General features: G+C 44.3%; 21 protein-coding genes and 1 other annotated feature. Of the genes, 4 read left to right on the forward strand and 17 right to left on the reverse strand.

Annotated features, from left to right (window positions below; all coding sequences use genetic code 11):
- From radC to ACI35L_RS07370, 3 genes are all read right to left on the reverse strand, one after another.
- On the reverse strand, positions 1-588 hold a 588-nt coding region (radC, locus tag ACI35L_RS07360; protein ID WP_439802569.1), incomplete at its 3' end, for a RadC family protein.
- Positions 589-622: 34 nt separating this feature from the next.
- Positions 623-1,183 carry a Maf family protein gene (locus ACI35L_RS07365; RefSeq protein ID WP_049670001.1) on the reverse strand — a complete coding sequence of 187 codons (561 nt, stop codon included), beginning with the start codon at positions 1,181-1,183 and terminating at the stop codon, positions 623-625.
- A 179-nt stretch (positions 1,184-1,362) separates the two neighbouring features.
- Entirely contained in the window at positions 1,363-2,316 is a 954-nt protein-coding gene (locus ACI35L_RS07370) for a hypothetical protein (RefSeq protein ID WP_439802570.1), read from the reverse strand.
- A gap of 566 nt (positions 2,317-2,882) precedes the next feature.
- Here ACI35L_RS07370 and ACI35L_RS07375 point away from each other — a divergent pair.
- Positions 2,883-4,109, forward strand: coding sequence for a glycosyltransferase family 2 protein (locus ACI35L_RS07375; protein WP_439802571.1), 1,227 nt, complete (start codon positions 2,883-2,885; stop codon positions 4,107-4,109).
- A 373-nt stretch (positions 4,110-4,482) separates the two neighbouring features.
- Here the strand turns inward: ACI35L_RS07375 and ACI35L_RS07380 are convergent, their stop codons facing one another.
- The 3 genes from ACI35L_RS07380 to ACI35L_RS07390 form a co-directional block, all read right to left on the reverse strand.
- Positions 4,483-5,232 (reverse strand): prepilin peptidase, encoded by a 750-nt coding sequence (locus ACI35L_RS07380; protein WP_439802572.1) that lies wholly within the window; start codon positions 5,230-5,232, stop codon positions 4,483-4,485.
- A 747-nt stretch (positions 5,233-5,979) separates the two neighbouring features.
- Complete coding sequence (locus ACI35L_RS07385) at positions 5,980-7,281, reverse strand: bifunctional folylpolyglutamate synthase/dihydrofolate synthase (protein ID WP_439802573.1); 1,302 nt, start codon at positions 7,279-7,281, stop codon at positions 5,980-5,982.
- Between the two features lie 69 nt (positions 7,282-7,350).
- Positions 7,351-10,005 carry a valine--tRNA ligase gene (locus ACI35L_RS07390; protein WP_049669996.1) on the reverse strand — a complete coding sequence of 885 codons (2,655 nt, stop codon included), beginning with the start codon at positions 10,003-10,005 and terminating at the stop codon, positions 7,351-7,353.
- 70 nt (positions 10,006-10,075) lie between these two features.
- Positions 10,076-10,318: a binding site (T-box leader), on the reverse strand.
- 146 nt (positions 10,319-10,464) lie between these two features.
- On the opposite strand from ACI35L_RS07390, the gene ACI35L_RS07395 reads away from it, so the two are divergent.
- Complete coding sequence (locus tag ACI35L_RS07395) at positions 10,465-10,656, forward strand: hypothetical protein (RefSeq protein WP_049669995.1); 192 nt, start codon at positions 10,465-10,467, stop codon at positions 10,654-10,656.
- 76 nt (positions 10,657-10,732) lie between these two features.
- Here ACI35L_RS07395 and ysxE read toward each other — a convergent pair whose 3' ends face one another.
- Both ysxE and spoVID read right to left on the reverse strand, forming a co-directional pair.
- Complete coding sequence (gene ysxE / locus ACI35L_RS07400; protein ID WP_049669994.1) at positions 10,733-11,761, reverse strand: spore coat protein YsxE; 1,029 nt, start codon at positions 11,759-11,761, stop codon at positions 10,733-10,735.
- A 74-nt stretch (positions 11,762-11,835) separates the two neighbouring features.
- Complete coding sequence (gene spoVID, locus ACI35L_RS07405; RefSeq protein ID WP_049669993.1) at positions 11,836-12,978, reverse strand: stage VI sporulation protein D; 1,143 nt, start codon at positions 12,976-12,978, stop codon at positions 11,836-11,838.
- A 230-nt stretch (positions 12,979-13,208) separates the two neighbouring features.
- Between spoVID and ACI35L_RS07410 the strand changes: the two genes are divergently transcribed.
- On the forward strand, positions 13,209-13,370 hold the full coding sequence (locus ACI35L_RS07410; protein ID WP_197089903.1) for a hypothetical protein: 162 nt from the start codon (positions 13,209-13,211) through the stop codon (positions 13,368-13,370).
- An 807-nt stretch (positions 13,371-14,177) separates the two neighbouring features.
- Here the strand turns inward: ACI35L_RS07410 and hemL are convergent.
- The 6 genes from hemL to hemA are packed head-to-tail and all read right to left on the reverse strand — an operon-like array spanning position 14,178 to position 20,432.
- Positions 14,178-15,467 carry a glutamate-1-semialdehyde 2,1-aminomutase gene (hemL, locus tag ACI35L_RS07415; protein WP_439802574.1) on the reverse strand — a complete coding sequence of 430 codons (1,290 nt, stop codon included), beginning with the start codon at positions 15,465-15,467 and terminating at the stop codon, positions 14,178-14,180.
- A gap of 27 nt (positions 15,468-15,494) precedes the next feature.
- Complete coding sequence (hemB, locus tag ACI35L_RS07420; RefSeq protein ID WP_049669991.1) at positions 15,495-16,484, reverse strand: porphobilinogen synthase; 990 nt, start codon at positions 16,482-16,484, stop codon at positions 15,495-15,497.
- 13 nt (positions 16,485-16,497) lie between these two features.
- Positions 16,498-17,283: a uroporphyrinogen-III synthase gene (locus tag ACI35L_RS07425; protein ID WP_049669990.1), complete on the reverse strand. Its 786-nt coding sequence runs from the start codon at positions 17,281-17,283 to the stop codon at positions 16,498-16,500.
- Positions 17,284-17,285: 2 nt separating this feature from the next.
- Entirely contained in the window at positions 17,286-18,218 is a 933-nt protein-coding gene (gene hemC / locus ACI35L_RS07430) for a hydroxymethylbilane synthase (RefSeq protein ID WP_049669989.1), read from the reverse strand.
- 12 nt (positions 18,219-18,230) lie between these two features.
- Complete coding sequence (locus ACI35L_RS07435; protein ID WP_049669988.1) at positions 18,231-19,058, reverse strand: cytochrome C assembly family protein; 828 nt, start codon at positions 19,056-19,058, stop codon at positions 18,231-18,233.
- Positions 19,059-19,076: 18 nt separating this feature from the next.
- Positions 19,077-20,432, reverse strand: coding sequence for a glutamyl-tRNA reductase (gene hemA / locus ACI35L_RS07440; RefSeq protein ID WP_049669987.1), 1,356 nt, complete (start codon positions 20,430-20,432; stop codon positions 19,077-19,079).
- 446 nt (positions 20,433-20,878) lie between these two features.
- Between hemA and ACI35L_RS07445 the strand changes: the two genes are divergently transcribed.
- The gene (locus tag ACI35L_RS07445; RefSeq protein WP_439802575.1) at positions 20,879-21,358 is read left to right on the forward strand and encodes a hypothetical protein; all 480 of its coding nucleotides are present in this window, start codon (positions 20,879-20,881) and stop codon (positions 21,356-21,358) included.
- 44 nt (positions 21,359-21,402) lie between these two features.
- Here the strand turns inward: ACI35L_RS07445 and yihA are convergent, their stop codons facing one another.
- The 3 genes from yihA to lonB form a co-directional block, all read right to left on the reverse strand.
- Positions 21,403-21,984: a ribosome biogenesis GTP-binding protein YihA/YsxC gene (yihA, locus tag ACI35L_RS07450; protein WP_049669985.1), complete on the reverse strand. Its 582-nt coding sequence runs from the start codon at positions 21,982-21,984 to the stop codon at positions 21,403-21,405.
- Positions 21,981-24,305, reverse strand: a complete 2,325-nt coding sequence (gene lon, locus ACI35L_RS07455; RefSeq protein ID WP_049669984.1) for an endopeptidase La — start codon at positions 24,303-24,305, stop codon at positions 21,981-21,983. The genes yihA and lon overlap by 4 nt, the downstream gene beginning before the upstream one ends.
- A 243-nt stretch (positions 24,306-24,548) precedes the next feature.
- Positions 24,549-26,216, reverse strand: coding sequence for an ATP-dependent protease LonB (gene lonB, locus ACI35L_RS07460; RefSeq protein WP_049669983.1), 1,668 nt, complete (start codon positions 26,214-26,216; stop codon positions 24,549-24,551).
- Positions 26,217-26,261: the final 45 nt, after the last annotated feature.

Below are 26,261 nucleotides of genomic sequence, written 5' to 3' on the forward strand. Positions count from 1 at the left end.
GCGTTTCGTCACTTCAATATCTTCTCGGCTTGGGGTCGGGTCACCTGAGGGGTGGTTATGCAAGCATATAATAGATGCTGCTGACCTGCGGAGAGCTTCTTTGAAGACTTCTCGGGGATGGACAATAGAGGCGTTTAAGCTGCCGATGAAGATGGTTTGCTTGTGCAATATTTGGTTTTTGGTATTTAGATAAAGGCAGACGAAATGTTCCTGAGATAAAAAGCGCATATCATTCATGCAATAATTGGCGCAATCCTCTGGAGACCGGATCACATACCGTTCCTCGTTCGTCAGATTGCTTATTCTGCGGCCAAGTTCCATCGCAGCAGCCAACTGGACTGCCTTCGCTTCCCCTATTCCCTTGATCGCAGTCATTTCTTCAATTGTGGATTCCTTCAGGAGTCTTAAACCGCCAAACCTCGTCAGAAGCTGGTTGGCCAAGACCATCACGGAATCCTCTTTCGTCCCTGTCCTAAGGAGAAGGGCAAGTAATTCTTGGTTGGAGAGACTTTCTCCTCCGTATTGCAGGAATCGCTCACGCGGACGTTCATCCTTCGGGTAATCCCGAATCATAATTTGCGTATCCATATCATCCTCCATTCCATTGACGGAGCGGGGGCCTTTACGTATGCATGATGTCCTTCAGCTCCCGATTCAGCCTTGAAACGGGCAATCCTACAACCGTGAAATAATCTCCTTCTATTCTTTTAACGAGTAAGGAACCATATCCCTGAATGCCATAGGAACCCGCTTTGTCAAACGGCTCTCCTGTCAACACATATTGCTCAATATCCTGCGTGTCTAATGGCCAAAATTCAACATCTGTCTTCTCATAAAAAAGATGGGTACGGCCTTCTTTCACAAGAGCCACACCTGTATAGACCTGGTGGACCTTGCCGGATAATTGCGTCAGCATGGAGATAGCATCCGCCTTACCCTTGGGCTTTCCCAACACTCTTCCGTCTGAGACGACGATTGTATCTGCACCTATCACAATGGAGTTCTTGGTAGTTTCAGCGATTGCATTTGATTTTATGCGCGCCAATTCCATAACGATTTCATGAGGCTGCAGTCCATCCTGATAGGTCTCCTCCACATCACTTGCCTTCACCTGGAAGGGGATGCCGAGAAGTTCGAGTAATTCCTTTCTTCTTGGGGAAGAAGAAGCTAAGATTAGATTCATTTTGTCACCTGCTATGAAAAGTTTAGATAGGGAGATACATATTAATCCTAACAGAATGCGACACCTTTCTCAATTCCCTATTGCTTCCACACAAAAGAAAAAAGAGCGGCATCATCCACTCTCTGCCTTTTCAGGGTAGCTTCACCCTTTAAAGATGATTATTTCCCAAGAAATAAAATTCACAATTTGCTCCATTCAACAGCGAATTGGAGGGTACACTGCTGAATCTGCATCAATAGCTCTGGCTTTGACTCCTGCTCGTATTGAGTCCAAAGCTTCTTCATGCTGGAATTTAAATTGTACATATTTTGCAAATTATCCGGCACCTTTTCTAATGAGAATGCTTCTGCCTTTGGCGCAGATGTCTTATCACCCATTAAATGCTTCGCTGTAACAGCATCGTATTGCTGCACATTAAGAAGCATCGCTTGAATGGCTTTTTGTTCTGCTTTCGTGTAGCCTTGACGGCTTTTCCCTGAGAATTGGACTTCCTTCCAAAACGTCTCAGTTCCCTTCTTGTTAAAGAACACGGCTAATTGCTTCGCATCCTCAAGGCTGCCAGCTGTACCGAGGTAAATATACCATTGGTCGGACTGCTTTAAAATGATTGGCGAGTATCCATCCTCCTCAAGAAGAAGAACCCGCTCCTCGGCAGCTTCCTTCGAGGAGTATACTCCACCCTGAACCATGAAGGCTGTCCATTCCTTGCTGACAGGCTGACCTCCAGATTCTGAAACAGCCGCACCGAGGGTCGGCAAGCCTGACTGCTGCTGTCCCACTTTCTCACCGGTCCCGCCAAAGAGAACCATCTTTAGGGCAATAATTCCGAACACCGTCCCTGTGACAAGGGCCACAAGAACAGGCAGACCCACTCCGAACAACCGCTTCTTACTGGGTTTAATTTTCCCAAATGTCCATGTTTTCTTTGGCTTTTTCCCTCCATCTATTGTGGCCTTCTCTTCACCCCCGCCAGGGACAATCCAAAGCGGAGGCTCCGGTTCCTCCTCCACACTGCTGGCCACCTGTTCAAGGGTTTCCCTTATGTCCGGATCCTCACTCGATATCCATTTGTACACCCTTTGCTCCCCGTTCACATTAACAATGATTGTTCTCTCCCGTGTTGGCTTGTCCATTGCATGGCCTCCGCGTTTTAGACCATCTTATCATCCACCGCCAAAAAAAGAACAAGACTCTTGTCGTCTTGTCCAAAAAGCTTTCGTCAAATTTCTAGGCCTCCACATCTCCCGCATGCTCTTCATCCCTATGAAGCATACGCGGACCATAAATAAAACAAGCGGCGGATTCATCTCTGCCTTCCACTTCATCCCGGTATCCGGGTCAATGTTTACCCGAAATAATCTTCTAGCGCCACTCCAAACGGGTCATTTGAATACCGGTTTCTTGAATCGATTTCCTTGCTATTATATATAGAGGTTACCTGGTCTCCTTACCAATTTGATGATGGACATTTTCGCAAAAGCAAACAGAAGTCAAAAGTAATAAAAATCATTGGTAATATTTATATGTTTCATGAGTTTTACATTGGTGGTAAAGCAATAATTATCACTTGGAGGAGTCTCATTATCGTCAATACTGCCAAACACATTCTATCAAGTAAGTGGCAGCCATAATAAATGGTGTATCTCCAATCAAGAGCTGTTCCCTTTGAGTTTAGTAGAACTTCCTTAAGGAGTAAGTCATGAAAGTATTTTTTCTAACTACCAACATCATCTTTTGGATCATTCTTCTATACTATACCGTACTTACAGTCGTAGGTTTATTCCAACGAAAAAAAGCAAAAAGGCTTAATCCGCTGGCTGAATACCCTTCACTTGATGTACTAATCCCTTCTCATAACGAAGAGATTGTTATGAAGGATACTTTATCAGCAATGGCCAAGCTTGAGTATCCCGGAAATATACAAATTTATGTTCTGAATGACAATTCTCAAGATAAGACCGGTGAGATAGCAGAATTCTTCGCCAATAAATATGCTCACATCCATCACATCGAAGTACCTGAGAGCAATGAACCAAGAGGAAAAAGCAGAGTATTAAATTATGGTTTATCCATTTCTGATGGAGAATACTTCATTGTATATGATGCTGACAATCGACCTAATCCCGATGCAGCTATTCGCTTGATGGAAATTACAATGAACACAGAAAATGCTGCTGGGGCAGTTGGTTGTGTAAGAACTTTAAACGATCAAAATAACTGGCTTACAAGGTTTATAGCAATAGAATTCAAAACATTCCAATTGATTATGCAATCTGGCCGTTATGCATTACATAGGATTGGCTCTTTACCCGGCACCAATATGTTATTAAAACGAAGCATCATAACGGACCTTGGTGCATATGACCCATACGCTTTAGCTGAAGATGCAGAATTAACTATTCGCCTTTCGTCTAAAGGATATGTTATTGCTGTTGACCCTCATTCTCAGACATGGGAACAGGAGCCACAAACTTTAAAAGCTTTAATGAAACAGAGGACTCGTTGGCTGCAAGGAAACCTGTACATTATGTTCAAGTTCTTCAAAGAAAAAAATTGGTGGAAGAAGCCTTGCATTATACACCTTACTTATTATCTTACTATTTACGTTATCTTTGGCGGCCTTCTTCTCTCTTCCAATATCTTGTTTATATTAGGATTGTTCGGTTTCATCAATTTTAACTCTGGAATTAACTATCTTTTCTTCTGGTTTCTTGCCTATCTGACCTACACAATCCAGTTACTGTGCGCGGTTTGGTATGACAAGAAGTTATCAGCGAAAAACGTATTAGCTGCATCACTTATGTACTTCACATACGCTCAACTATTCATTTTCTTATTAGTCCGGGGACTTGTGTTGATGATGAAAGACAAGAGAAACGGAACAGTTATCTGGGATAAAACAGAAAGGGTTGCTATTGAAAAATAATATGCAGCCTTTTTTGCCTGTTTCGAGAACCTGATACTCAGAGGAATGATTTGTGAATGAGAAAAATATAAGGAATTAAAGTAAATGTTTCACAGATTAAATGATTAGTCTGGAATGGGAATGTTCACCTGCATTCAAACGACCTACTGTAGCGGGCATTCTAAGAAGATGACCGCGCTCTCTTTAAGCAGCAAAGAGGATTTCCTTTGTTCCTTCACAATCCGACCGTATTGTGATATCACTTATACAAAAGAAAACCACCCTCCCATACTCCAAGTATCATATCCATTGATTTCCCTTGGAATGGGAATCACGACCACCTTATCATACTAGATGCATAGACAACTGCATCGGCAGCCTGCCTTAACTTCCCTTATAGAAAACGCCAATACCAATCAAGCACATCCTGTCCAAAAAAATAAGCGGAAATAGTCCCTGCCGCGATGAATGGACCAAAAGGCATTGGCTCTCCTCGCTTTACCAATCCAGCAATTAAGCCTGCCACCCCAAAAATCGCACCCAAAAGCGTTGCAAATATAAAAGAAAGAAGTACTCCTTTCAGCCCAATCGCAAAGCCGACTAAGGAAAACAGCTTTATATCCCCGCCGCCCATACCGCCTTTACTGATAACGGCAATGAAAAATGGAATCATAAAACCAGCAAGCCCTCCTGCAAGCGGATCCCACCACGGGTCTAATGGGATGAATATCCGAAGCAATAAAAAAACAATGGTAAAAAAAAGCAGGATTTTATTTGGAATAAGCATGTACATAATATCTGATACGAAAATGATTACCATAAGCGAAATCAATGCCCATGCAATGATAAGCTCCATACTCCATCCGAGCAGGAGCGGAGCTGCTGCAAATAGCAGCCCCGTCATTAGCTCTATGATGGGATAAAGCGGAGAAATACGCTTACCGCATTTGCGGCAATTCCCCTTCAAAACGAGATACGAAATGACAGGCACTAACTCAAGAGGTGCCAAGGTATGGCCGCAGGACGGACAAGCCGACCTCGGCATTACGATTGATTCCTTTGCCGGAATCCTCAGACCAGCTACATTATAGAAGGAGCCAAGGATGAGGCCGGCGAGGAAGATTAGTAGAGTAAGAGTAATCATTTATTAGCCATCTTCTCCTATGAGTTTAATATTGTCTCTTGCAAATTTGCTGCCGTTTTAACTCCATTATTAATAATAGAATAATTACATTGCTTCATTAAGACTAACTGTATGTATTAAAGCTCAATCCTCTTATTGAAAATAGGTTACTGGGGATTTATCTGCTAAATCCTCGAAATATTCTCCATTTTGTCGTTTGAATAATGCAGAATCAAATAATCATACCTCAACATTCTTCTTATTTGTACCAACGCCAGAATAGCGAAACAGCACCGTTGGCCTTTTCCCCTTAGCTTATCTGTTTGCACTCCCTTCCCCCTGAAAAAATACCATATAAAAGTTATGTAGTTCTACACACTCGAAATATACAATCTTCCACCACATCACACTGATAAGCAGGGACACCATCCTGCGGAACAAACGCTCATCTACTCCTGTGATCCACACTTGCCGTTATTTTCTTAACGTAAAATTCAACCGTCTCTGTAAGCATGGAGGACTCAATACATTGGAGGCCAAGATGGTAAGCCTAATAAAAAGGAATAGGGGAAACGAACAGTCATAGCGTGTATAAGGCTATCCGCCCTCCTTCCACCCCATTCCTATTTAGGTATTATTATCCATATACACAACATATTTTATCAAATATTCCGATTAATGTCACATAATGTTTTAAATAATAAGGTCCTAAGTCTGATAGTCATTTTTCCTATGCTCTTTCGTCATTAAAGCTCATGTCATCAAAAATTACTTTTGGTCACGAATCAGAAACGGTCGGGCTTCAGCCAAAAAATAAAGAGAGCCGGTTATCACTAACACATCCTCTTTTCTCATTCGTTTGCAGGCCTTTCTAATCGCATCCTGCCAATTCTCTTCAATATATTTCTCCTTAAGGATACTTGTCTTAAATAATTCCTCCGCTTCATTCATCCGCTCCATCCTTGTTTGTGTAAAGGTAATGCTGTCAGCCCTTCGTTCAATCACTTTGATCATCCTCTGATAATCCTTATCCTTCAGGGCTGCAAAGACAAAGTGAATTCTCCTTCCCTTATATCGCTCCTCTATCGTTTGAAGCAACACCTTCATACCTGAAAGATTATGGGCGCCGTCAAGAATGACGGCTGGATTGCTTGAAACCTGCTCAAAGCGCCCCTCCCATCTCGCCTTCAGCAATCCAGAACGGATACTCGCCTCCCTCACCGGGAAATCATATTTCCTATCAAGCAGCACGCAAGCCTGAACAGCCAATGACGCATTGTTCAGCTGATGCCGACCGAGCATCCGTAATGTGAGCCCGGAAAAGTTCAGCTCTTTCGAACAAAAATCAAAGCCTTCCTCCCCCTCCTCAAGTACACGGTTCTCCGGCCAGAAATCCATGCCAATTCGATATAATTCAGCATGTTCTTCCTCCGCTTTATTCATGATAGGCTGTATCGCCTCCGCTGATTCAACCCCCGTTATGACCGAAATGCCTTTTTTAATAATTCCAGCCTTCTCTACAGCAATTTCAGCAAGGGTGCTTCCAAGGATTTGCGTATGTTCAAGAGAGATACTTGTAATAATGGCAAGCATAGGGGTAATAACATTTGTCGAATCGAGCCTGCCTCCGAGCCCAGTTTCAATCAAAGCAATGGACGGGTGTCTTCTTTCAAAATACATGAAGGCTAGGATCGTGTAGATTTCAAAGGTGGTTAAATAACTGCCTTCATCATCGGCCTCCCTCAAGATAGGCATTAGTTCATTCAATAAATCAACGAGCTCTTCATCCGTAATCATGTCATCATTAATCCTTATTTGCTCATTCGCCTTTTCTAAATAAGGAGAAGTAAAGGAGGCAACATCATATCCCTCTGTCATCAAGATTTCTTTCAAAAAGGCAAGGGTCGACCCCTTTCCATTCGAGCCGGCGATATGAACCATCGGAAGCTTTCTTTCTGGATTTCCAATTCTCTCAAGCACCCTTTCCATGCGTTCAAGACCAAAGTCCATCCCAAGCTTGGCTGCACGCTCATTCAAAAAGGCAAGTGCGTCCTCATAGCTTTGAATCATCCTAATCACTCCATTCCCTATAACAACACCCTGCTCATATTCGAACAGGGTGTCATCATTAAGCCAATATTAAGCTAGTTCTTCTAGATCTTTCAAACGATTTTGGACTGCTTCACGTTTTTCAAGGTAATCAGCCAATTTCGCTCTTTCCTCTTCAATAACTTTTTCAGGTGCTTTCTTCATGAAGCCTTCATTGCCGAGTTTTTTCTCAATGCGCTCGACTTCCTTCTGCCATTTATCGAGCTCTTTTTGAAGTCGTTTTAGTTCTTCTTCAATATTGAGAAGCCCTTGTAAAGGAAGGATTAATTCAACACCTGTCACGATAGCGGTCATCGCTTTATCGTCAGCCGGGATATCCGTTCCAATGGTTAGTTCCTCTGGGTTACAGAAGCGTTCGATATAGCTGCGGTTCTTCTCTAGGACAGCCATTGTTTCCGCATCCTTCGCTTTTAAGGAAAGCTTGATTTTCTTGCTGAGCGGCGTGTTAACCTCTGCACGGATGTTACGAACAGTGCGGATGATCTCAACAAGCAATTTCATCTCATCGGATGCTTTCTCATCTGTCAGTTCATCCTTAACAACCGGCCATGCAGCCGTTGTGATGGATTCGCCCGCGTGCGGAAGGTTCTGCCAGATTTCCTCTGTAATGAACGGCATGAACGGATGCAACAGACGCATCGTTTGATCAAGCACATATGCTAGGATAGAACGAGTTGTCTTTTTCGCTGCTTCGTCTTCACCATACAATGGGAGCTTAGCCATTTCGATATACCAGTCACAGAAGTCATCCCAAATGAAGTTGTAAAGGGCACGGCCCACTTCACCGAATTCATATTTATCAGCAAGCCTTGTTACGGTTTCAATCGTTTCATTCAAGCGTGTCAAGATCCATTTATCCGCAACAGATTTCTCTCCGCTCAAATCGATTTCATCATAAGTCATTCCGTCCATATTCATTAGTGCGAAGCGGGAAGCGTTCCAGATTTTGTTTGCGAAGTTCCAAACGGATTCCACTTTCTCATAGCTGAAACGCAAATCCTGTCCTGGGGAGCTTCCAGTCGTTAAGAAGTAACGAAGGGAATCGGCTCCGTACTTGTCGATAACCTCCATTGGGTCAACGCCGTTTCCAAGGGATTTACTCATCTTACGGCCTTGCTCATCACGTACTAAACCATGGATGAGTACATCTTTAAATGGACGCTCGCCCGTGAATTCAAGACCTTGGAAGATCATACGGGACACCCAGAAGAAGATGATATCATAGCCTGTCACGAGTGCCGCAGTTGGATAATAACGCTTGAAGTCCTCTGCATCCTTCTCCGGCCAGCCCATTGTAGAGAACGGCCATAATGCGGAGCTGAACCAAGTATCAAGGACATCTGTATCCTGCGTCCAGTTCTCAATGTCTGCCGGCTCCTCTCGGCCAACATATACTTCACCTGTTTCCTTATGGTACCAAGCAGGGATTCTGTGGCCCCACCATAGCTGTCTGGAGATACACCAGTCATGGATATTATCCATCCAGTTCAAGTACGTCTTCTCGAAGCGCTCAGGAACAAATTGTACCTTGCCTTCTGTCTCCTGCAGTTTAACTGCTTCTTCTGCCAAAGGTCCCATTTTAACGAACCATTGTGTGGAAAGATATGGCTCAACTACCGCACCGCTGCGCTCGGAGTGACCCACTTGGTGGATATGCTCCTCAATCTTGAAGAGAACGCCTGCCTCTTGCAGGTCCTTTACGATTTGCTTGCGGCATTCGAAGCGGTCCATGCCTTCGTATTTGCCGGCTTTCGCATTCATCGTGCCATCCTCATTCATAACAAGAACACGTTCAAGATTATGACGGTTGCCTACCTCAAAATCATTCGGGTCATGTGCCGGCGTAATCTTAACGGCACCAGAACCGAAGTCTTTCTCAACATACTCATCACCAACAATTGGAATCTCGCGTCCAACGATTGGCAGAATCAAGGTCTTGCCGATTAAGTGCTTGTAGCGCTCATCTTCCGGGTGTACCGCAACAGCTGTATCACCAAGCATTGTTTCCGGACGCGTTGTTGCGACTTCAATATGACCGCTACCATCAGCCAACGGATAATTCATGTGATAGAACGCGCCTTTCACTTCCTTATGAATAACCTCGATATCAGAGATGGCTGTTTTTGTGGAAGGATCCCAGTTAATGATGTATTCGCCGCGGTAGATTAAGCCTTTCTCATAAAGGGTAACGAAAACTTCACGAACCGCTTTAGATAAACCTTCATCAAGGGTGAAACGCTCACGGGAATAATCAAGTCCAAGTCCCAGCTTCGACCATTGCTCACGGATATGGCCGGCATATTCCTCTTTCCATTTCCATGTTTCTTCAACGAACTTCTCACGTCCAAGATCATAACGGGAGGTACCTTGTCCGCGAAGCTTTTCTTCTACCTTTGCTTGGGTAGCGATACCGGCATGGTCCATTCCTGGAAGCCAAAGGACATCATAGCCCTGCATTCGCTTCATTCTTGTCAAAATATCTTGAAGAGCTGTATCCCATGCATGACCAAGGTGCAATTTGCCCGTAACGTTCGGCGGCGGAATCACGATTGTATATGGTTCCTTCTCTTGATCTTGGCCAGCTTCAAAGAACTTGCCCTCAAGCCACCAGTCATAGCGGCCTTTTTCAATTGACTGCGGATCATATTTCGTCGGCATGCCAATTTCTTTTTGTTCTTCGCTCATGTTCATTCTCCTTCTTTCTTCTATTTTGGGGTCCTGGAAAATAAAAAAAACCGCTCCATCCTTCTGTTATCAAAAGGACGAAACGGTTAGTCTCGCGGTACCACCTTCATTCCGGCACATGCTGAATAAGCATGCCTCCGGCTCTTCATTCATCATAACGGCTCTTCACCGGTTCTCGCTACTTTCAACAGGTTCACGAAAACAGCTCCTGGGCGACCTTCTGCGGATTTGGTTACTGAAGGAATCTTTCAGCCGGTGGATTCCTCTCTCTAACAGCCTTCTGCCGCGTACTCTTCCCATTCAAAGCTTTTCATTTGGATTAATTTAATACTGTTATCATACATAAGTATGCAGCCTGTCGTCAATCATTGTTTCCCAAATTTATATAATTTATTCAATTAGGTATCCGCACAAAAGCCTAGCCCCTTGAATAGACTAGAAGAAAGGGGGAATGTATGCATGAGACGAAGGATGAATAGGTACAGCCTGCCTCCTTGGATACAGAACACCATTAATGTGACGCGTCAATTTGCTGTTCCGGTAACCGTATTTCAGGGAATCCGCACCTTTTTCCTCCCGAGCATCTTTGACCTGCTTCTGCTCTTTTTCCTAATCGGCCTTGTACTCGCCTTTCACTTTGAAATCATCTAATGCTTTGATTTACCGGGCAGACTGCCCGGTTTTTCTCTGTCCATTAATAAAGGCAGCCCTTTATTCGGCTGCCCAATCAATCATCCTGTTCCTTCGGCTTCTTGCTTTCCTCGATTTGTTCCATTCTCATAATGATATATTCGATATTCTTCAATAACCAATACTGCCGCTGAAACTTCCGGCAATAGTCCATTTCATCCTTTCCAGATATCTTCCTTGAATATTGGTCGACGATTTTAAGGCAGTTTGCAGGATAGGCCATATAAGACATGAAAAGAAGCATTTCTCCCTCCTTGAAAGGGAAAAAGCGAAAATACCCGTTAATCCACTCCACCGTTTCCGCCGACTGGATTGGATAGGTTTTCAATTGCTTCACAACAAATGGCAATAGATCAAAATACGCAGGTGCTATTTTGGTTCGCTCGAAATTGATGAAATGTCCGTACCCATTCTCACTGTATAAGAAATGGTGAATGGACACATGCCCATGTGTAATGACATTACGGACCTTTTCTTCCTCCTTCGTCTGCTCATACCACTTCTTAAATTTATTCATAGAATAGGTCAGGGCCTGTGAGACGTCATAATAACAAAGACAGAACAATTGCTCGAACGGTGACATATACCATTTCTTCTCAATTGTATTCATATATTCAAGCAAGAATTCCCGCTGCTCCTCCCACTCCTGAAGGGTTTTCTCATAATGCTCCTGCCTCTCCTGGGACGGGATGCTCGATTCCTTCGATGAAATGGTATGCATACGTGCCAGCTCACGGAACATTTGCTGATGACGTTCATCTCTTTCCTCCACCACCTCATCAGGCAGCCAGGGCATAAGATAGCTGAGCTTATCATTATGCAGAACCGCATACCGTCCATCAATTGCTGGGAAGATCGGCACAATGCGGTTATATCCATTTTGATAGAGAGTTTGGATATTTTTGATGAAATCAAAGCCTTTTTTAGCCTTGATTGTCTTAACGGCAAAAATGCCATTGTTCGTATAAACCTTTTTAACTTTTCCAAAATCCTCATAGAACTCAAGCTCCAGCTGATAATTCTGCAAATAATCAGCCAGCCATTTATCATCCGCTCTTAACATCATAATGGCACCCTTTCTCCTCGTGCCTATTAGGCAAAGGGCAGAGCCACAGGAATTTGTGCACTCTGCCCTCTCATTTACTCAGTTGATTTATTGGATGAAGCGGTAACTGGAATATAGATGACCTGGCCTGCTCTTAAACTATCAATCTCCCCGATTCGGTTAACCCGAGCGATATGCTGAGCGCTGATTTGATAACGGTCTGCCAGACTATCAATCGTCTCATTTCCTTGGACAATATAGACCTTCAACTTAGCCTGCCTGGTCTCCTCCTCAGCGGTGAATAAATCATAAAGCAGGGATTTAGACTCTGCCTTACCAGTATTCTTATATTCTTCCTTCGGTTCCTCTTTCTTTGGATAATTTCTTGAGTACTCCTCTCTCGGAGTATACGATGCCTGCGGCGGCTCTTTGCTTTCGTTCGTTGTTGGCATATGATTCAGGAAATCCCTATCCTCATCGAACTCCTCGTCCTCCTGTGCCTCCTGCTGTTCAACAGGAATTCTCGCCTCCGCATAAAAATCATCCTCATTCGAGGACTCTTTGCCAAAGGTAGGATAGGATGGAAAGCTGAATGGAGTCAATTCCTCTTCATATTCCTCCTCCTCAGCCTCTACCTCTGTACTTGAGCGGTATAACGGCAGCTCCTCGGTCTTTGCTTCAATGAGAATTTCCTCCGGTGACTCCTCCGTTTCTGCCTCACTTTCCCTGTATTCCACAGCTGCCTCAGGAAGAATGGCTTCTGCTGCCTCTTCAGCCTCTTCTTGCTCCTCCACTTCTTCACGCTCAATTAATAATTCCTCTTGGATACCAGTAATCCAAAGCTCCGCCGTTAAATGTAAACAGCCATCCTCCAAGAGCTGATAATCAAAGCTTTGGACACCTACACTCAGTTCATTCCGGTCCTGTACCCGCTCAGCCGGAACGGTAATATCGACAGGGAAGTGATGCTGGAATTCATACGTATCCTCCCGTTGGTCCGTGATGGAGACATAGCGGCGGTTCAATTCATCCTCTTTGGGTTCGATATTGCCCTCTTGTGGTTTGTATTCCCCCATAAGATCCAATGTTCCTCGCAAAATCACATACTGTTCCACCTCATGCACAGATACATTCGGCTCAAGTGAGATGGAATAAAGCTCGCTAACTTCCTGTCCGCTTTGAAACCACACATTTTCTTCTAATGAAAATCGTAAATACGATGTATTTTCTGGAGACATGCCTGTTCCTCCTTCCAACCCTTTTCATCTAAATGTCATTTAAAGCCTATGCGGGTATCGTTGAAATTATGAACAGGATTACAGAAGAGTGACCGAAACGCAAGTCGTTTAACACCTAACATTTCCCATGCCGAATAAAGGAATATGGTATAATAAGGGACAACTACTCGGTGCGGGTGGTATGCACTTTCTTTTCCTTATTTTAAAAAGGGAAGGGAGGTGATATGCCAATGGATTTTCTGCAAACTTTAGCCAAAGATACAGCAACGATCTTTCTAACGACCTTTGCTGCAGGCATCGCCATGCGATTTGCTAATCTTCAGCTGAAGGGCAAACGAAAAACCACCCCGTGCCGGCCAAAGCAAAAGGGTGGTTCTTCATCCAAGAAATAGCATAATGGGCATACCACTCGCAGTAGTTGCCGCCAGAGAGTTAACGGCTCTCTGGTTTTTTCGTTTATAGTTATGTTTAATAATATACCCTTCCTGTCATTTGTTCAATCAAAAGTTAAGCCGAATTTAAGACTAATTCCATCTAGAAAAAGAGGCTCGGACAAAACGAAATAAATGATCCTCAATAACGAAAACTTCTTCTTCCTATTCAACAGCAGTTGGAAAGATAAATCCGTTCCATTACGCGAAATGCACTCGACTCCTGCGGGAAGTAGAGAAAAGGCTGAGACCCCACAGGTGTGTGCACCGAGGAGGCTCAAGCCTTTCTCCCTCCGCGGAAAGCGAGTGCATTTTGCTCCATTCCACTAGTCACTGATATTAGAAAGCCACAATCAACTAATGCATGGAAAATCAACAAATAAAAATCCGAACAATTAGACGATAGTTTATCATTGGCTGAAATACTTATGTCCTAGCCTCTTGTTTTTCATTATCCTTCAATCTTTCCCTGCACCTTACATAGATGATTTTATTCTCTTCTGTTTGTCGAAAGCCGGGCAACGTCATGCGTTCTTCACAGAAAAGGAATTGAATCAATATACGATGATTTTTACTTTATTTGCAGACAGGTAGAAGTGGACATCCCTTACAATAAACCTGATGGAGTGCAAGCACAAAAAAACTGTAGATCAAATCAATAATGGATTTGGTCTACAGTCTGAGGAAAAGCATTCATTAACCTTTTATCTTTCCAAATTCAAACAAAATTAATTTAACGTATGATTATGGGACAGTCACTTTCTCCACTTACCCTTTAATCGCCTTGAACGCTTTTTGGGCTGCTTGAATGGTTTTCTCGATATCCTCATCACTATGCTCCGTTGATAGGAAGACGCCCTCGAATTGAGACGGAGGAAGAAAGACGCCATTATCCGCCATTTGTTTATAATACTCCGCAAAGAACTGAAGATCAGACGTTTTCGCAGATTCATAGTCCTTCACCTGCTCATTCGTGAAGAAGAAGCCAATCATGGAGCCTGCCCGGTTGCATGTAAGCGGAACATTGTATGTTTCAGCCGCTTCCATGAAGCCCTCTTCTAAACGGTCAGCCTTCTTAATGAAGGTTTGATAGGTTTCTTCTGTTAATTGAGCCAATGTTTCATAGCCCGCTGTCATTGCCATTGGGTTTCCTGATAGCGTGCCAGCTTGATAGATGGAACCGCTTGGCGCAATCTGGCTCATGATTTCCTTTTTGCCGCCGAACGCACCAACAGGAAGTCCCCCGCCGATTACCTTTCCAAGACAGGTTAAATCAGGCGTTACACCGAAATAGCCTTGTGCACAGTTGTAATCCACACGGAATCCAGTCATGACTTCATCAAAGATCAGGACAGTGCCGTTTTTCTCCGTGATTTCACGCAGACCTTCCAAGAATCCAGGAAGAGGCGGAACAACCCCCATATTGCCGGCTACCGGCTCAACAATTACACCGGCGATGTCTTCGCCAAATTGTTCGAACGCATATTTCACGCTCTCAAGATCATTGTACGGAACGGTAATCGTATTACGTGCGATTCCCTCAGGCACTCCCGGGCTGTCAGGAAGACCAAGCGTTGCCACACCTGAACCAGCCTTGATAAGAAGGGAATCCCCATGTCCGTGATAGCATCCTTCAAACTTAAGAATTTTGTCTCGGCCCGTATATCCCCTTGCTAGGCGAAGCGCAGCCATCGTCGCTTCCGTTCCGGATGAAACCATGCGTACCATCTCAATGGAAGGAACACGATCGATAACAAGCTGAGCTAATTTGTTTTCAGATAAGGTCGGCGCACCGAAGCTTGTCCCTGTTTCAGCAATCTTTTTAATCGCTTCAACAACCCGGTCATTGGCATGTCCGAGAATAAGCGGTCCCCATGAAAGGACATAATCAATATAATCATTTCCATCAATGTCATAGATTTTGGAGCCCTTTCCTCTCTCCATGAAAATTGGATCCATATTAACTGATTTAAATGCACGCACAGGGCTGTTTACTCCGCCAGGCAGCAGGTGTACAGCTTCCTTGAAGGCTTCCTTTGATTTTTCATATGAACGCATATGCCTAAACTCCTTTTCACTATCGGATTAATTTGTTTCTTTGATCCATCTTGCAGCATCCTTGGCATGGTAGGTGATGATGAGATCAACGCCGGCCCGTTTCATGCCGATTAACGTTTCCATCACAATTCCTCTTTCATCCACCCATCCATTGGCGGCTGCTGCTTTAACCATTGCATACTCTCCACTTACATTATAAGCGACAAGCGGCAAATTAAAATTATTTTTCACATCGCGAATAATATCAAGGAAGGCAAGCGCCGGTTTCACGATAAGGAAATCTGCTCCTTCCGCCACATCAGATTCTGCCTCGCGAAGCGCCTCAAGCCGGTTCGCATAATCCATTTGATAGGCTTTGCGGTCGCCGAATTGGGGGGCAGAATTCGCCGCATCACGGAAGGGACCGTAAAAGGCAGATGAATACTTAACCGCATAGGACATGATGGGAATATCCTGATAACCCGCTTCATCCAAGCCTTGACGAATCGCTGTCACAAATCCATCCATCATATTAGAAGGTGCAATGATATCTGCGCCTGCTTCTGCTTGGCTGACTGCTGTCTTCACGAGGAGTTCCAGGCTTTCATCATTCAAGACGGTGCCATTCTCCACGATGCCGCAATGGCCATGACTTGTATACTCACAAAGGCATGTATCCGCAACAACAAGCAGCTCTGGATACTGCTCCTTCACAAAACGGATTCCTCTTTGGATGATTCCATGGGTATGGAATGCACCTGTTCCGCATTCATCTTTATCTGCATCATCCGGTACCCCAAATAAGATGACCGATTTAATCCCTAATGATACAACCTCATCCAGCTCCTCCTTCATGCGGTCCAAAGAGAATTGGAACACACCTGGCATTGATGAAACTGGATTCTTTTGGTTCTCTCCCTCTGTGATAAAGATCGGATAGATAAAATCATCTACATGAAGATGCGTTTCACGTACGAGCGCTCTCATCGCACTGTTTTTGCGTAATCTCCGATGGCGGTTAAATGTTGTATTTGTCATGACCTGCACTCCCTTAATTTCGATAATATAAGCCTATTTCCTCAAGCATATGTTCAATCGTGTATTCACTCGGACTTACATGAACGGTTAAGCCAAGCCGCTCTGCCCGCTCCTTCGTCACCGGTCCGATGGTTACGATTACTTTCCCGGCAATACTCTCCTCTAGCCCTGCCTTATGCATAATCCGCATAAACGTCTCCACTGCAGACGGACTCGTGAAGAGAAAAAGGTCAATAGCCTGTTCCTTAAGCGTCTGTATCAACTGAGCATCAGCACCTTTAGGCGGCTTGTTGCTATACACAACTGCCTCTTGTGCCTCGATGTTTTGGCCGCAAAGCCCTTTATAAATATAATCTCTAGCCAGGTCTCCTTTGGCAATTAAAATGGCTTCCCCTTCATGTACAACTTCGAGAAATTCCGGGAGAAAAGCTTCTGCCACATAGCTCTTCGGAATGAAGGCAGCCTTAAGCCCATGCTTCAAGAGCTCCTTCTCCGTCTTCTTCCCGATAGCAGCTATCCTCGGCATCTCTTCAAGAGACAGGCCTAGTTCCTTCGCCAGCTCCATGAAGAAATGAACACCATTTCTGCTCGTAAAAACGAGCCAATCAAACCTGTCAAGACGCTTTGCTTTCTTCTCTGCATCCTCCCACTTATCCAAGCCCGGCCGCTGAAAGGATAAGAGGGGCACCAATACAGGTACCCCTCCATGGTCTGAAATCATGGCGCATAATGACTGGGCCTGTGATTCCTCTCTAGTGACCAGCACCCGTTTCCCTTTTAGAAACTTGGTATGTGCCATCTTTAACCTTCCATCTCCTCTTTCACCAAGGCAATAAGCTCCTTTGCACCTCGTTCAGACAAACGCTCAGCAAGCTCTTCTCCAAGTGCAATCGGTTCGCTTCCTTGCACCGTATCCCGGTAAATGATCTTCCCATCTGGAGAACCGACAAGTGCTTGCATTTCCAAGCTGCCATTATCCAGCTTCTTCGCATAACCGGCAATGGGTACCTGGCAGCCGCCCTCCATCGTTTTCAAGAAGGCGCGCTCAGCTAGGACTGCCTCCTCCGTCGCACGGCAATTAAGCTTCGCCAGTTCCAATATAAGCTCTTGATCATTTGCCCGGCACTCAATTGCGAGTGCACCTTGACCGACAGCCGGGATGCAAAGCTCATCATCCAAATATTCCGTTACGATTTCCTTGCTCCAGCCAAGTCTGGACAAGCCTGCTGCTGCCAAGATAATCGCATCATAATCCTCATCCTTTAACTTCTGCAGGCGTGTATCCACATTTCCGCGAATCCATTTGATTTCAAGATCCGGTCTCTCTGCCAGCAGCTGGGCGCTTCTGCGCAGGCTTGATGTTCCGACAACCGCTCCCTCCGGCAATTCACTAAGCGGCACATGGTTCTTTGAGATTAACACATCCCGGTGGTCCTCGCGCTTAGGCACACAGCCAATTGTCAGTCCTTCCGGAAGCTCAGCCGGCATATCCTTCATGCTATGGATGGCCATATCAATATGGCCGTCAAGCATCGCTTGTTCAATTTCTTTGACGAATAATCCTTTTCCCCCGACTTTTGAAAGGGTTACATCCAGGATTTTATCCCCTTTAGTCACAATCTCCTTTAATTCAAACTCAAAGGGCAGACCCAGCCCTTTCAGCTGGTCAATGACCCAATTTGATTGTGTTAATGCCAGTTTGCTTCTTCGTGATCCTACAATAATTTTCCTCATGATTTCCCTCCATCAAAAGACATGAAATGCTGATGTGTTGCCAAATAAAAAGAAATTGATTAAAACAAGCAGGAAGGATGCAATATTCCAATAGGCCAGCGTCTTCCCGTAATATTTTTTCTTTACCTTCATATATAAGTAAATACCATATACGATTAAACAGGCAAAGGATCCGATTATTTTACTGTCATACCATACGATATCGGATACAACCAAGTAAGCGAACTCAAGCCCCAGTATTAAAGAAAGCAATAAAAGGGGGAGCCCAATGACTGCCAGCCTATAGGACATCTGCTCAAGCTTCGCCAAATCCCCCAGCCTGACAAGCCGCTTGCCCCATTTCTTCCGCTTCAGCAAATCATATTGAATCAAGTAAAGAAGCGAGAAAACAAATGACAGGGCGAAGGCCGCATAGGACAAGATGGCGACTGTTATATGGATGACCGACAGCTCAGAAATAAATTGTGTCCGGTTCCCAAGCCGGTCAAGCTGCAGGGGCGAGAAAGTCTGTATGACCATTAACCCAAACCCGAGCAGATTGGTGAAAAAGATGAAAAAATCTGTTCTCAAAAACCAGTTTATAGCTAGTGAAAAGGTAATTAAGATCCACACATAAAAATATAATCCCTCGAGCAGTGAAAGGATTGGAAATCTGCCCGCTTCATACATATAAAGAAACAAAAAGATTGTTTGCATGAACCAAACAATCGAAAGAATCCAGAAGGCCGCTTTGTTGGCCTTCTGATTATTTTGTAGAAAATCATAGAAATATAGCAATACACTCAAGGCATATAAAATGATTGTTATCTCATGCACTCTATTTAAATATACATCAATCATCTCATTCGTCCTGCCTGATCAAAAGGGCTGCGACACTACTTGCAGGATGGGCCGCCCTTGCTTGCGTGCAGTTTCCTTTGATGCTGCTTCTTTCCCGTCTTTCTCGATGAGGTCCTCTATATCAAATGTATCAATAAAAGCTTGGAGCAAAGCATCCGAATGCTTTTTATCAGCTATCTCCTTCGCATAAAGAATAGGGTCCTTCAGCATTTGATTGACGATGCTTTTTGTATGCTTATTGATGACCTTCCATTCTCTCTCGCTGAGTCCAGGCAGCTTTCTCTCCATGCTAGCGATGGTATCGGCCTGAATAGCAAGCGCCTTTTCGCGCAGGGCGGAGATTACAGGGACGATTCCAAGCATCTTCAACCATGCGTTGAATTCAACAAGCTCTTGTTCAATCATGATCATAATCTCTCTAGCTGCTTCTTTCCGTTCTGCAAGATTTGCTTGGACAATGCCTTCTAGATCATCAATATCATAAAGGAACACGCTGTCGAGCTCCACTAACCGAGGATCAAGGTCACGCGGAACCGCAATATCGACCATGAAAATTGGTTTTCCTTTACGGAGAATATTGATGTTCTCCATCATTTCCTTTGTAATAACATAATCTTTAGACCCCGTTGAGCTGATAAGAATATCCGCTTCGAGCAAGGCACATTGCAGCTCCTGCAGCATCTTAGCCTTACCGGAATATTTGGAGGCAAGCTTTTCCGCCTTCTCAAGTGTCCGATTAATAACAGTAACCTGGGTCGCTCCGCTTCCATATAAGTTTTCAATCGCGAGCTGCCCCATCTTGCCGGCACCAACGACAAGAACCTTCTTATCTTCTAATGAACTGAAGATTTTCTTCCCCAGTTCTACAGCCGCGTAGCTGATGGAAACCGCATTCTTATTAATTTCCGTTTCAGCATGGGCCTTTTTCGCGAGCGTAATCACTCTCTTGAATAAATTATTAAACAGTGTGCCTGTTGTTTTTTCTACTTGGGCGAGCATAAAGCTCTTCTTCACCTGACCGAGAATTTGCGTCTCACCAAGCACCATGGAGTTCAACCCGCATGCTACTTGGAAGAGATGGTTGGCCGCTCCGTCCTCTTCATATATATATAAATAAGAAGACAATTCACCCAGTTCAATTGAAAACCACTCAGATAAGAATTCCTTAATATAGTACCGGCCTGTATGTAACTGATCGACAACCGCGTACACCTCTGTACGGTTACAGGTGGAAACAATAACATTCTCTAAGACACTTTTCTTCGCCTGCAGGGTTTTCATCGCTTCTGGCAATTGATCTAATTCAAAGCTTACTTTCTCTCGGATTTCAACAGGAGCAGTTTTATAATTCAGACCTACGGTAATGATATGCATCTACCCTGTTACACCCCCATTTACGTAATTTGCGTCTATTCTAAAAGCAGGTAATCCTCATAAACTGCTAGAATGGTAATTGTGAACAAAATCGTAACATTGCCCAATTCTCATTCAATAGTGGACCGCCGGCCGTATGTAACCACCCGCGAACGACCGCCTATCTGACATCCTTCTACATCATTTGAGTTTATGATTTCTTTCCGGGCATCCACTTTAAAAGCGCTTGCCGGAATAATCATCAACCGGCTCAAACCCTTGATATAAATGGATTTATTGAAAATAAAAATAAAAGATGGCTAAACCTGATATAATCTATATAGGTTTCATTCAGTAAGCGTTTTTACCAATAAGTTGCTTATCCTGAAGTATGTGTAAATTCGTACTATCTGTACATTAACAAAGATTAGAATAATTATCAATAATAACAAACTAGGAGTCGAAAGATGAGAGAATTTCGCTATTTTACTTGTACTATTTTAATTGGGTTTGGATTTTTTTACTTATTGAGATCGATTGATTTTACCCTTTTCCAACCATATTATTCATGGGCAACGCTAAGCATCCTTCTAGGGCTTGCTTTTCTTTTGCAGAGCAGGTTCGGGGGACAGGCAGAATTTCTGCTGCCAGGGGTTATCTTCACTGGTTATGGCTTGCATCAATATATCGCCGGAAAGCTTGAGTATTGGCCTGGAGAACAAGTGATTATCTTTCTATTAATCGGTCTGGGTTTACTTCTCATTTACTTAAAGAAAGGCATCGGGAAAGGGGCAGGAATCCTCTTTCTCGTCATCTCTGTCCTGCTGATTTTTTATGAGCAAATCCTTAGTTTCTTAGGTGTATCCAATTATGCCGACACCTTCTCCACCTATTGGCCGGCTGCATTAATTCTCGCCGGATTGTTCATTCTTTATAAGAAGAAATAACAAATGCAGGGGCCTGATTGAGGCCCCTGCATTTTATTCGTTCCTTACATTCTAGCCTGAATGGCATTCCACGCTTGATCTTTCCCGAGCCCTGTCTCAGATGAGAAGAGAATAATCTCGTCTCCCTTCGCAAGGTCCAATGTATCCCTAACTACTTTCAAATGCTTCTGCCATTTTCCTTTTGGAATCTTATCCGCTTTCGTCGCAATGACAATAGTCGGAATCTCGTAATGCTTCAAGAAATCATACATCATCACATCATCAGCGGAAGGCTTATGACGCAAATCAATGATAAGCAGCATTGCACGAAGCGGCTCCCTAGTCGTAATGTATGTCTCGATCATCTTACCCCAGGCTTCTCGCTCTGTCTTGGATACTTTCGCGTAGCCGTATCCTGGAACATCGACAAAGAAGATCGCTTCATTCAATTTATAGAAATTCAACGTCTGGGTTTTTCCCGGCTTGGACGATGTCCGTGCCAAACCTTTACGATTGATCATTTTATTAATGAAGGAAGATTTCCCTACGTTCGAGCGTCCTGCAAGTGCAAATTCCGGGAATCCGTCTGTCGGATATTGCTCCGGCTTCACGGCACTCATGACGATCTCTGCTTGTGTTACTTTCACTTTTCTTCACCTGCCAATGCATGCTCCAACACTTCATCTAGTTGCGAGACAAATACGAATTCTAAATCATTGCGCACACTTTCCGGAATGTCGTCAATATCCCGTTCATTATCGATTGGGCAAATAATCTTCTTCAAACCGGCGCGGTGAGCACTTAATGATTTTTCCTTCAATCCGCCGATTGGCAGCACACGCCCCCGCAGGGTAATCTCACCGGTCATGCCGACTTCCTTGCGGATAGGTCTCTTGGTAAGAGCTGAAATAAGTGCTGTCGCAATCGTAATCCCGGCAGATGGACCGTCCTTTGGCACGGCTCCTTCCGGGACATGGATATGAATATCATATTTCTCATAGAAATCCTTGTCAATATGAAGTTCTTCTGCTTTGGAGCGTACATAGCTGAACGCGGCCTGTGCAGACTCCTTCATTACATCTCCAAGCTTTCCAGTTAAGATCAGTTTGCCTTTGCCAGGTGATAAAGAAACTTCAATCTGGAGTGTATCCCCGCCAAAGTTCGTATAGGCAAGCCCTGTTGCCACTCCGATTTGATTCTCCAGTTCCGCTTCCCCATATCGGAAGTACGGCTTACCGAGGAAATCACTGACATTCTTCTGCGTCAGGACGACCTTCTTCTTCTCACCAGAGACGATAATCCTCGCAACCTTACGGCAGACAGCCGCCAGTTGGCGTTCAAGTGTCCGTACGCCCGCTTCCCTTGTGTAATAACGAATGATCTGTGTGATGGCCTCATCCTTCATTTGCAGCTGGGCTTTCGTTAAGCCGTGTGCCTTCAATTGCTTCAGAAGCAAATGCTCCTTGGCAATATGAAGCTTCTCATATTCGGTATAGCCGGATAGGTTGATAATTTCCATCCGATCGCGCAGCGGGGCCGGTATCGTAGATAAATCATTCGCTGTTGCGATAAACATGACTTGGGATAAGTCATATGTTTCCTCTATATAATGATCACTGAATGAATTATTCTGTTCAGGGTCAAGAACCTCAAGCATGGCTGAGGAGGGATCCCCGCGAAAATCATGTGACATCTTATCAATCTCATCAAGAAGGAAGACTGGGTTAATGGTTCCTGCTTTCTTCATCCCTTGAATGATGCGGCCCGGCATGGCACCAACATAAGTACGTCGGTGACCGCGAATTTCAGATTCATCACGAACACCGCCGAGAGAAATGCGGACGAAATGACGATTCATTGATTTTGCAATCGACTTCGCTAAGCTCGTCTTCCCGACACCAGGAGGTCCAGCTAGACATAAGATTGGTCCCTTCAATGAATTGGTAAGTGACTGAACCGCCAGATACTCCAGCACACGTTCCTTCACCTTTTCAAGACCGTAATGATCCTCATTCAAGATTTTCTCTGCCTTGCCAATATCCAAGTCATCCTTTGTTGCATTGGACCAAGGGAGCGCAATCAGCCATTCGAGATAATTGCGGATAACCGCGCTTTCTGCCGAGCTTGCCGGAATCTTCTCATAGCGGTCCAATTCCTTCTTTGCTGTTTCAAGGACATGCTCAGGCATGCCTGCCAGCTCAATTTTCTCCAACAACTCCGCAATCTCAGCCGTCTTGCCTTCCTTATCGCCAAGCTCCTTCTGGATAGCCTTTAATTGCTCGCGCAAATAATATTCCTTCTGCGTACGCTCCATGGATTTCTTCACGCGCAAACCAATCTTTTTCTCCAGATTCAGCACTTCTTTTTCGTTATGAATAATATCTATGACCTTGTTTAGACGTTCTTTTATATCGATTGTCTCCAATATATCCTGCTTATCCTTGAGCTTAAGCGGGAGATGAGAGGTTATGATATCGGCAAGCCTTCCCGGCTCTTCAATGTCAACTGTCGTATTATACGTCTCTGTTGTCACTTTCTTTGAAATCTTTATGTATTGTTCAAAGTAATCCAACAAGGTTCTCATTAACGCTTCGGTTTCCGGATCCTTCTCGATAGAGTCTTCCATTACTTCAAGCCTCGCAGCGAGATAATCTCCTTCATCCACAAACTCAATCATATGAGCCCGTGAAACGCCTTCGACTAATACCCGAATGGTACCGTTTGGCAGTTTAAGCATCTGCTTAACCTTCGTCAGAGTGCCTAATTGATAGACATCATCCTCACTCGGTTCATCTGTGGATACTTCCTTTTGTGTAGTCAAAAAAATAAAATGGTCATCTACCATTGCTTTCTCTAGCGCCTGCACCGATTTCTCTCTTCCAACATCGAGATGTAGAACCATTGTCGGGAAAACAAGCAATCCGCGCAGCGGCAGGAGGGGAACGTGTTTTTCCTCAGTAATTGCCATTTGTTGCACCTCCATAAAAACCTAATAAGATATCTTACTTAAGAATAGACCTTTACCAATTTTATCGTATTTATAGACTTGTGTCTATTTAGGGAGATTTCTTCCTCACGCTCCTCTTTTCCCTATTCCCCAGTATTTTTAACATGAATCGCTGCTTTATTTCACTCATGAATCATAAGGACTGTAGCATATAGAGAACATAAGAAAAGGAGCCTGCCCATCCAACGAGCAAGCCCCTTCCTTTTAGCCGCTCTCTCTTTCAGACGGCCGTTCCACACTTCCCACGATTTGGTCAATAACCTGGGTCCGGTCAAGCGCCTCTTGGAAAACCTCTTTCAGCTGGCTGACCGGTTTAATCTTAATGCCATCAAGCTCATCCAGAATGGATTGAACATTCTCCTCTGGGATAATGACCATTTCAGCTCCAGCAAGCATCGCTGCATTCGCCTTCGTAAAGACGCCTCCAACCGGCTTCACTTTCCCATGAATGCTGATTTCTCCTGTCATAGCCACTTTATTTTTCACAGGAATCCGATAGATGGCCGAATAAATGCCCACAGCCATAGCAACCCCTGCTGATGGTCCGTCAATCGGAATACCTCCAGGGAAATTTACATGAATATCATATTGGTCAGCCGGTATTCCCATCGTCCGCAAAACGGTTACGACATTTTCAATTGACCCTTTCGCCATGCTCTTGCGTCGTATTGATTTACCCGGGCTGTTTAAACTTTCCTCTTCCACGATTCCCGTGATGGTTACCGTCCCTTTATCACGCGCATCAATAACGGTGACTTCAATCTCTAACAAAGCACCTGTATTCGGACCAGTTACCGCCAGACCATTGACGACTCCTATGGATGATTCCGCCCCAATACTCGGACTGAAGCGAGGTGTCATCTGGCTTGATTGGATAATCCATTCGATATCTTCGTCCTTAATGAAATTACGTTCATCCGTAATAGCAAGGCCGGCTGCACTCTGAACCATATTCACAGCCTCACGCCCATTGGATGCATATTGGCCAATCAGTCGAAGCCCCTTCTCGCCTAAGGTCAGCTCCACCCGCTTCGCCGCATTGGCAGCAACCTGCATCAGTTCATCCTGATTCAATTCACGGAAGAAGATTTCCATACATCTCGAGCGGATAGCCGGCGGAATTTCCGATGGTGTTCTTGTTGTGGCTCCAACGAGACGGAAATCAGACGGCAGGCCATTTGTGAAGATTTCATGAATATGCTTAGGAATATTCGGGTTTTCCTCACTATAATAAGCACTCTCAAAAAAGACTTTCCGATCCTCGAGCACCTTTAATAATTTATTCATTTGGATATTATGAAGCTCCCCAATTTCATCAATGAAGAGAATGCCTCCATGCGCATTTGACACAGCCCCCTGCTTCGGCTGCGGAATTCCAGCCTGCCCCATAGCCCCTGCTCCCTGATAGATAGGATCATGAACAGAGCCAATTAACGGATCGGCTATCCCGCGTTCATCAAATCTTGCTGTTGTAGCATCTAATTCAATGAAAGGAGCCGTTTGACGAAAAGGAGATTTTGCATTTCTCTTCCCTTCCTCTAAAACAAGTCTCGCAGCAGCCGTTTTACCGATTCCAGGAGGCCCATAAATGAGCACATGCTGCGGATTTGGCCCGCATAAAGCTGCCTTCAACGCCTTAATGCCATCCTTCTGTCCGATAATATCTTGAAAACTAGCCGGCCGTACCTTCTCAGACAATGGCTCCGTCAGCTTAATCCCCTTCATTCTATGTAATTGATCCATTTCCTTCTTTGCTTCCCGATCAATGGTTACCTTTTGAACCCGCTGCCCTCTCAACAGATTCAAGAAATATAATCCAATGACAACTCCAAAAAATAATTGGATGATGATCACTATGGCTGTCCAACTCATTTATGCACCCTCCTGAAGATTCATCGTAAAGATACAAGCTAGTAT

The organism is Pradoshia sp., assembly GCF_051873915.1.
GTDB lineage: Bacteria > Bacillota > Bacilli > Bacillales > Pradoshiaceae > Pradoshia.

Coding starts and splice junctions, on each gene's coding strand:
- lonB (WP_049669983.1), bottom strand. CDS start 26,216: ATGAGTTGGACAGCCATAGTGATCATCATCCAATTATTTTTTGGAGTT.
- ACI35L_RS07370 (WP_439802570.1), bottom strand. CDS start 2,316: ATGGACAAGCCAACACGGGAGAGAACAATCATTGTTAATGTGAACGGG.
- ACI35L_RS07425 (WP_049669990.1), bottom strand. CDS start 17,283: ATGGCACATACCAAGTTTCTAAAAGGGAAACGGGTGCTGGTCACTAGA.
- ACI35L_RS07435 (WP_049669988.1), bottom strand. CDS start 19,058: ATGATTGATGTATATTTAAATAGAGTGCATGAGATAACAATCATTTTA.
- ysxE (WP_049669994.1), bottom strand. CDS start 11,761: ATGATGTTAAGAGCGGATGATAAATGGCTGGCTGATTATTTGCAGAAT.
- ACI35L_RS07365 (WP_049670001.1), bottom strand. CDS start 1,183: ATGAATCTAATCTTAGCTTCTTCTTCCCCAAGAAGAAAGGAATTACTC.
- hemL (WP_439802574.1), bottom strand. CDS start 15,467: ATGCGTTCATATGAAAAATCAAAGGAAGCCTTCAAGGAAGCTGTACAC.
- ACI35L_RS07445 (WP_439802575.1), top strand. CDS start 20,879: ATGAGAGAATTTCGCTATTTTACTTGTACTATTTTAATTGGGTTTGGA.
- ACI35L_RS07410 (WP_197089903.1), top strand. CDS start 13,209: ATGGATTTTCTGCAAACTTTAGCCAAAGATACAGCAACGATCTTTCTA.
- ACI35L_RS07375 (WP_439802571.1), top strand. CDS start 2,883: ATGAAAGTATTTTTTCTAACTACCAACATCATCTTTTGGATCATTCTT.
- hemC (WP_049669989.1), bottom strand. CDS start 18,218: ATGAGGAAAATTATTGTAGGATCACGAAGAAGCAAACTGGCATTAACA.
- hemB (WP_049669991.1), bottom strand. CDS start 16,484: ATGACAAATACAACATTTAACCGCCATCGGAGATTACGCAAAAACAGT.
- ACI35L_RS07385 (WP_439802573.1), bottom strand. CDS start 7,281: ATGATTCAAAGCTATGAGGACGCACTTGCCTTTTTGAATGAGCGTGCA.
- lon (WP_049669984.1), bottom strand. CDS start 24,305: ATGGCAATTACTGAGGAAAAACACGTTCCCCTCCTGCCGCTGCGCGGA.
- ACI35L_RS07390 (WP_049669996.1), bottom strand. CDS start 10,005: ATGAGCGAAGAACAAAAAGAAATTGGCATGCCGACGAAATATGATCCG.
- spoVID (WP_049669993.1), bottom strand. CDS start 12,978: ATGTCTCCAGAAAATACATCGTATTTACGATTTTCATTAGAAGAAAAT.
- ACI35L_RS07395 (WP_049669995.1), top strand. CDS start 10,465: ATGAGACGAAGGATGAATAGGTACAGCCTGCCTCCTTGGATACAGAAC.
- ACI35L_RS07380 (WP_439802572.1), bottom strand. CDS start 5,232: ATGATTACTCTTACTCTACTAATCTTCCTCGCCGGCCTCATCCTTGGC.
- hemA (WP_049669987.1), bottom strand. CDS start 20,432: ATGCATATCATTACCGTAGGTCTGAATTATAAAACTGCTCCTGTTGAA.